This window comes from Helicobacter trogontum, assembly GCF_000765905.2.
GTDB classification, from domain to species: Bacteria; Campylobacterota; Campylobacteria; order Campylobacterales; family Helicobacteraceae; genus Helicobacter_A; species Helicobacter_A trogontum.
In genome coordinates this window covers 1-6,475 of the sequence record NZ_JRPL02000046.1, presented here as the reverse complement: position 1 = coordinate 6,475, position 6,475 = coordinate 1, and the positions used below count along the sequence as shown (strand labels likewise).

The 6,475-nt window shown below is 32.4% G+C and carries 10 protein-coding genes and 1 pseudogene; all 11 read left to right on the top strand.

The window, feature by feature from the left end; translation table 11 throughout:
• Positions 1 to 235 (top strand): annotated as a pseudogene (locus tag LS81_RS10165) (hypothetical protein); the annotation flags it as partial.
• Entirely contained in the window at positions 236 to 946 is a 711-nt protein-coding gene (locus LS81_RS10160; RefSeq protein ID WP_004083814.1) for a T6SS effector amidase Tae4 family protein, read from the top strand. It begins immediately after the preceding pseudogene.
• 3 nt (positions 947 to 949) lie between these two features.
• Positions 950 to 1,360: a hypothetical protein gene (locus tag LS81_RS10155; protein ID WP_034348018.1), complete on the top strand. Its 411-nt coding sequence runs from the start codon at positions 950 to 952 to the stop codon at positions 1,358 to 1,360.
• Positions 1,353 to 1,616, top strand: a complete 264-nt coding sequence (locus LS81_RS10150; protein WP_233715960.1) for a T6SS effector amidase Tae4 family protein — start codon at positions 1,353 to 1,355, stop codon at positions 1,614 to 1,616. The genes LS81_RS10155 and LS81_RS10150 overlap by 8 nt, the downstream gene beginning before the upstream one ends.
• A 97-nt stretch (positions 1,617 to 1,713) precedes the next feature.
• Positions 1,714 to 2,031: a hypothetical protein gene (locus LS81_RS10145; protein ID WP_138069925.1), complete on the top strand. Its 318-nt coding sequence runs from the start codon at positions 1,714 to 1,716 to the stop codon at positions 2,029 to 2,031.
• A 240-nt stretch (positions 2,032 to 2,271) separates the two neighbouring features.
• The gene (locus LS81_RS10140) at positions 2,272 to 2,895 is read left to right on the top strand and encodes a hypothetical protein (RefSeq protein ID WP_034346663.1); all 624 of its coding nucleotides are present in this window, start codon (positions 2,272 to 2,274) and stop codon (positions 2,893 to 2,895) included.
• Complete coding sequence (locus tag LS81_RS11760) at positions 2,895 to 3,239, top strand: hypothetical protein (RefSeq protein WP_199769770.1); 345 nt, start codon at positions 2,895 to 2,897, stop codon at positions 3,237 to 3,239. Before LS81_RS10140 ends, LS81_RS11760 begins: the two co-directional genes overlap by 1 nt.
• 558 nt (positions 3,240 to 3,797) lie before the next feature.
• A complete protein-coding gene (locus LS81_RS11560; RefSeq protein WP_034346664.1) occupies positions 3,798 to 4,016 on the top strand; it encodes a hypothetical protein in 219 nt (72 codons plus the stop codon).
• 33 nt (positions 4,017 to 4,049) lie between these two features.
• Positions 4,050 to 5,618: a DUF6402 family protein gene (locus tag LS81_RS12150; protein WP_034346666.1), complete on the top strand. Its 1,569-nt coding sequence runs from the start codon at positions 4,050 to 4,052 to the stop codon at positions 5,616 to 5,618.
• Between the two features lie 4 nt (positions 5,619 to 5,622).
• Entirely contained in the window at positions 5,623 to 6,129 is a 507-nt protein-coding gene (locus LS81_RS10120; protein ID WP_104696561.1) for a hypothetical protein, read from the top strand.
• Positions 6,130 to 6,133: 4 nt separating this feature from the next.
• Positions 6,134 to 6,475: hypothetical protein (locus LS81_RS10115; RefSeq protein WP_034348102.1), on the top strand; the 342-nt coding region annotated here is incomplete at its 3' end.

Sequence of the window (6,475 nt, the reverse complement as noted above, 5' to 3'; positions counted from 1 at the left end):
AGACAAACAAATACTAGAGATGTATTTTAGTTATGGTGATGATATGGCAAGATTACAAGAGCATTCAAGACATTCTAGTGATGTGAATTTGCATATCATTACGCAAGGTTATAACAATGGGGAGGAAGTGGAGGTGGAACTAGGAACTAGGACTCAAAAAATTATTGTGAATGGAAAAGTAAATAATAATGAAGTTGTCATACAAGATATAGAAAGCAAATTTAAAAGGAAATAAATGAGTGAGATACTAAAGGCGACTTGTAAAGGTAAATCAACGAATATAGAGTGCAGAAGACCTAGTTGGGAAAGTATAAAAATGTCTTATGCGACAATCAATAATGAATATAAAAAAGGGGCAGCAGAGGCAGTGTTTAAAAAAATAGGTGGAGAACCTTACAAAGAGTTCGTTAATAATGAAAGAGCAATAACTATTCAAAATGAACAAATACAACAGGGAATACAAATTGCACCAGCTAATAGACGCTATACTCTAAATTCTTGTGCTTTACGCATTAGCTATGCTTTAAATTATAGTAAATTGCTTGGAGAATCTTTTTTGCTTAAATATAAAAAACTACCAAGTAATACAGGAGAATTAAAATACGAAAATAAACGATGGTATGGAAGCGATGGAAATCTTTATTATTTAAGTATTTATGGTATTAGAAATTTTTTAACATTAAATTGGGGAAATAGCGATAAACCTTATTATTTAAGAACTTTTAGAGATAGAGATGAAGTTGCAAAGTTTTATAACAACGAATTTTCCAAATTCGATAGAAGTGGTATTGTAGTAATGAGAATTAAAGGCTTTGTAGATGCAGGGGGACATACGACTTTGTGGAATGGAAAAGATAAACACTTTGAGGACTTTGAGATTAGCGAAAATTATTTAATTGGTAACCATAATGTGGTGGATTTTCAGTTTTGGGAATTAAAAGGGTGAGTAATGAAAAAGATAGCCTTATTTTGTATTACACCATTTTTTTGTTTTTGCATTGCAAATGCAGAGGAGTTTTTGGATTCTTACGGAAAAGTCGCAGAGCTGGGTTGGTTAGGATTGGCATATTGTATGGGTATAGATGATGAAAGCGAGATTAAAAAAGAACTTGATAATTTATCGCTTGACCCCACTAGGCATAAGATAAAAATAATGGATTCAAAATCTGCATTTAATGAGTTAAAGCAATATATTGATACAGAAAAAGAATTTTATGACATTAATGATAATAATCCAAAATTAGGTTATAAAAATTTTAAAGGTTGTATAAAAATGTTTTATTATGGCACAGGATATGGGTCAGGCTATCAGTTTGAAGTAGAACGCATAGTGAAGAAATATTGTAAGGAATGTGAGTAAAATAAGTCTTAAAGATTCTAAAATTATGAGAACTAAACAAGACAATATAATTTTTTATAACAACGAATTTTCAAAGTTTAGTAAAAATGGAGTGGTAGCAATGATAATTAGTGGGTGGAGTAATGCGGGAGGACATGTTACATTATGGAGCGGGAAAGATAAAAAGTTTTTGGATTATGACCCAAATCTTTATAATAACTATTTGCTTTACAGAAATATTATCGTAACAAAGCTTTATTTTTGGGAACTAAAATAAAGGAGGCTGTATTGAGATATGTTGTAATGATGATAGCAATAGTTTGTTGCTTATTGGGTAGTGAAACTAGTGATGATTGGGAGCAAGAGTGGGAGGAATGGCAAAAAAGCTGTTTGTTACACAAAAGAATATAGGATTAACTTTTTGTATAAGTGAATTTTATAAAGACCAAAAGCTACCAAAGGCAATAGAAGAAGGTTGGAGGGCATTTTCATCTAGCGAATATATGAATAGGGAAAGAATTGATGAGATTTTTGTTTTTGTTAAGGCTAATATTAATGACTATATACCACAATTTAAGCCCGATGGATTATACGCCGAACATCAACCTTGGTATTTTGTAGCCTGTCTGAATATGTATAATTCTAAAGAATATGAGGATATGATACAGAGAAAGGGCAAGTATGCTAAGTAAAAGAAGACAATAACCTGATGGAATGGAAATAATTTTGTTGATGTAACGAATTATTTAAATAATAAGGAAGTGTCTATATTTGTTCGCGAACTCTGTTTTTGGGAATTATTATAGAAGAAATTGGCGTGAAAAAGATTTTATTTATTTTATTATGTGCATCTTATTTAAATGTCAATGCTTATGATAGATTTAATCAAGCAGTGAAAGAACTTAGATTCAAAATCTAAGAGGTTTAGTGAAATGTTAGATTTTTTAGAAAATGCTATATATAACACAAAGGATACACTTGATTATGATAATCTCAAAGAGTATGAATCTTACAATACTGCTAAATATAAGAGTAACAACATCTATGCTAAAAATAAATGTTTAAGCGAGAGAATAAAGACTATTTATACAAAAGATTGGCTTTCTACTCTATCAAAAGATACACAAGAAGCTTATATTGGTGATATACATATCTTTATGGAACAATGGAAGGAAACACTCCAAGAAAATCACCAAAATATCCAAAGCTTTGTTGCAAGTTTTTGTAAAAAAGTGGGGTGTATAGGTCTTAAAATAAAATATGTGAATTCAATAGATAATGAAATGAATATATTGATTTCAAATGCTATAATAGAAATAAGAGGTTATAACACAGTGTTTTTGCACAATCAAAGAGTGCAAGATAGGTTATTATTCTTACTTAGACAATGGTATATAATCTCTCATTCTCAATATAACTCATTTAATGTATTGTTGCGAAGTTATATGCGTTATATTGAGATAAACATTAGATATTTTTATGTGTATGATACATCTGATGCTTATTTTGATAAGCAACCTTGTAGACGAGACATACACGCTCTAAGGCAAATATGATGCGTTATTTATTGTTGTTGTGGTTTGTGTTGGATGTTGTGTATGCTAGGCCAAATCTTTATGAAATATGCACACCACAGGATTCCTCAAGAATATGGCTAAATATTGTGGATACTCTTGATGATATTGCCTATTGCATAATAACTGGTGGCTCACCTGGTGTGATATATGGGATTGGATTTTGCTCTTGTGCATCAAAAACAAACCATAACTTAGAATACTGCCTCCCATACATAGAATCTCCACAAAAATCTGATTATCCATGCAGTCCCAAAATGCTTGAAATATATGAACACCAAAAGCAAGAAAAAGAAACTATATGTGAGCAATTTAAGCAAGATTAGAATGCAAATAAGTATCCTTGTGTCTTTAATAGTAATAAAGAAACTATAAGTAATTGTCAGCAAGAGCTTTATAAAAAATATTGTCAATAGGGGGAATATAAGGAGATTGAATTAGCAAATGGGTTAGATTTTATAATAGAATCTAAAGATAGACAAAAACAAGCTAAAGAATCTAGAGAATCTAAAAACTCTCAACAAGATAAGGGACACAACACAGATATAACTTCCTCTTATACACAATCTAAGCAAAAAGATTCCACACACTCAACACTTAAGCAAACAGATACAAATAACACACAATCTTAAACTATAGAATCTAAAAACAATACAGATTCTAAAACAACACAAAATCAATACCAAAACAACACAGAACAACAAATCATAGATTCTCTACTCACACTTCAAGTTATTAATGGAGGGTATGAAGAGAAGCATTGGGGATTTAGAGAGGAGACAGAAAACAAAGACACACAAGCAAATCCCGTGTAAACAAATACAAATACAGAAAGTAAAGTTTCTAAAGAGATACAAGAAAATAAAGACACACAGGCAAATCCCTTGCATACAACAGATAAAATAGACAAAGATTCTAAAGCAACACAAGAAAACAAAGACAAACAAATACTAGAGATATATTTTAGTTATGGTGATGATATGTCAAGATTACAAGAATATTCAAGACATACACAAGATGTGAATTTGCATATCATAACACAAGGATATGGGGATGGGGAAGGTGGGAGTCGCCTAGTATATAGTTTTAAAAATTTGGTATAATTGTATGTTTAAACTAAGGTTGTGAGGGAATTTATGCCAACAGGATTTGGAGAGTTAGAAGCAGCACAGAAAATTAAAAAAGGCTTTAAAGACACACAAACACCAAATACTAAACAAGCAGATATACACACCACTGCGTATGATGAGAGTATGCTACCCAAAGAACTAGAGTGCTGCTATAATGAATTTATGTTTTACAAAAACACGAAGAATGAAATAGCTGCATTGGGCTGGGCAGTGAGCTATAACTTGCAGGTTTTGTGGCAAAATAGCCCCAAAATCGATACCATTGATACCAATGCACTGCAACACACAAGCATACAAGGGCAAACAAAACCTACAAATCCACAAGAGCAGCAACATTTTGCAGAAATACAAAACTTCTTAAAGTCTCATGGTATAGAGCCACTTACTTTGCGTTATACGCCATATCCAAGAGATACAGAATCTCAACGAGAAAAAGAACTAAGACAAAGGGCAGAGAAATATTCGCATTATGGCAATGCGGTGCACACACCTAGAGACCATAAATGCCCTATTAGATTCTACACAACGCTTGATTGGGATAGATTTTATATGAAATTCCCTTTGATACAGCGACTAAGTAAGGAGTATTTAGACAACAAAGAGCATATTTATAGCAAAGCATTTAAAAGCCAAATACACAAAACTTTTTTACACAACACAAACATAATGACAATTCTCAAGCAACTTCCAAAAGGTGAGCATAAGCTGTATTTTGCAATCGATGTGAGAGACAATAGAAGTGATAAAAATGTAGATTCCTATATCCTTGTGAAAGAAAATGAGAGCATACCGCAGGGCTATAAACTCACTTCTGCTTGTAAGCCTTATGAAATCGATACTCTTAATTTTCAAGTCAGTAGCTTCGCTGACAAAGATTTCTTCAAGCAAGCTCGTATGAATGCCTTTATCACTATTGGGACACAATTTAGTGTGGATACTCTAGCTGCTTTTGCCTTAAGACGAGCAGAGAATACCTTGCCCGTGATAGGACAAGGTTTATTGGTATATGAGGTGTATGATACGGGCAAAAACCTTAGTCAGCAAGCTTGGAATGAGACTATGCGAGATTTATCTCTCTATGCACGTAGCGGGAAGTTTAGTATCAACTATGCTCCTGCTTGCATCACAATCAAAAAAGATATACAAGATAATAAGGAAAAGTTAGAATACCACATAGATGAAATGGTGGCGTATGTCTATGACAGCTTTGATTTTTTAGACCAATATCATATATTCAATGATGATGGCACGATTAGCAAAGTAGGGCAGCCTGTGGGAGCGTGGGACTTTGAAGAAAAGGCTTTTAGTATATGGGGGTCTATTGGACAAATGGCGACATATCAACCTGAGAGATTTGGTTATCTTAAAATAGTAAGTTCTTCATCTAATGTAGAACTTTCTGATATTTTGCAATCCTCTCAAACCAATCAATACTATATCTACAACCAAGATTATCAAGATTACCAAAAATTCACGCCTTATGGGCTAGATTTTAGACTATATAGCAAGGATATGATTAAAACCTTAGATTTCAAAGATTTGCCTTTTGAAACTTTATATAGCACGATAGGATAGAGTTATGATTGAGAGTTTTGAATGGGGGTTTTTATTGGGGATACTGGGCATAATAGTAATAATATGGGGATTTTTATTGGTATATATACCCATTTTTTATCTCTATAATCGCTTTGTTGATAAAAATGCTATTTATGCAGAAGGATTTTTAAAATACTACTTTTTAGGATCTGTGATTGTATGTATTGTGTTTGAATGCTACATTGCCTTATATGTGCCTTTTGATTATCGTTATCCTGAGGAGAGTAATGCTATATATTATCCCATACAACAAAAATACGCAGAATACAACGAGAATTTCGCATTTTTTGTGCCTACATATCTCATAGGCACTCCTATCGCACTTGATTTAACACAAGTTATCAATAAGCTCCACCAAACAAATAAAACTTCACAAATTTTGCATAGAGGCAAAACAATCATATTTGGCATATTCGCACCAAGTGGGTTATTCTTGATAGTTTTTGTGACAGAAAAAATCATAAGTTTCATACACTATATGAACGGATAGAGTTATGATTGAGAGTTTTGAGTTGGGGGCTTTTTGGGGGACAATAAATACAATAGGACTAATATGGGGATTTTTAGTGGTATATATACCCATTTTTTATCTCTATAATCGCTTTGTTGATAAAAATGCTATTTATGCAGAAGGATTTTTAAAATACTACTTTTTAGGATCTGTGATTGTATGTATTGTGTTTGAATGCTACATTGCCTTATATGTGCCTTTTGATTATCGTTATTTTGAGGAGAGTAATGCTATATATTATCCCATACAACAAAAATACGCAGAATACAACGAGAATTTCGCATTTTTTGTGCCTACATATCTCATAGGCACTCCTATCGCACTT

What these genes read in the sequence shown, in the direction of transcription:
- LS81_RS10160 (WP_004083814.1), top strand. Translation starts at nt 236, where the DNA reads ATGAGTGAGATACTAAAGGCGACTTGTAAAGGTAAATCAACGAATATA.
- LS81_RS10155 (WP_034348018.1), top strand. Translation starts at nt 950, where the DNA reads ATGAAAAAGATAGCCTTATTTTGTATTACACCATTTTTTTGTTTTTGC.
- LS81_RS10145 (WP_138069925.1), top strand. Translation starts at nt 1,714, where the DNA reads ATGGCAAAAAAGCTGTTTGTTACACAAAAGAATATAGGATTAACTTTT.
- LS81_RS10140 (WP_034346663.1), top strand. Translation starts at nt 2,272, where the DNA reads ATGTTAGATTTTTTAGAAAATGCTATATATAACACAAAGGATACACTT.
- LS81_RS11760 (WP_199769770.1), top strand. Translation starts at nt 2,895, where the DNA reads ATGCGTTATTTATTGTTGTTGTGGTTTGTGTTGGATGTTGTGTATGCT.
- LS81_RS12150 (WP_034346666.1), top strand. Translation starts at nt 4,050, where the DNA reads ATGCCAACAGGATTTGGAGAGTTAGAAGCAGCACAGAAAATTAAAAAA.
- LS81_RS10120 (WP_104696561.1), top strand. Translation starts at nt 5,623, where the DNA reads ATGATTGAGAGTTTTGAATGGGGGTTTTTATTGGGGATACTGGGCATA.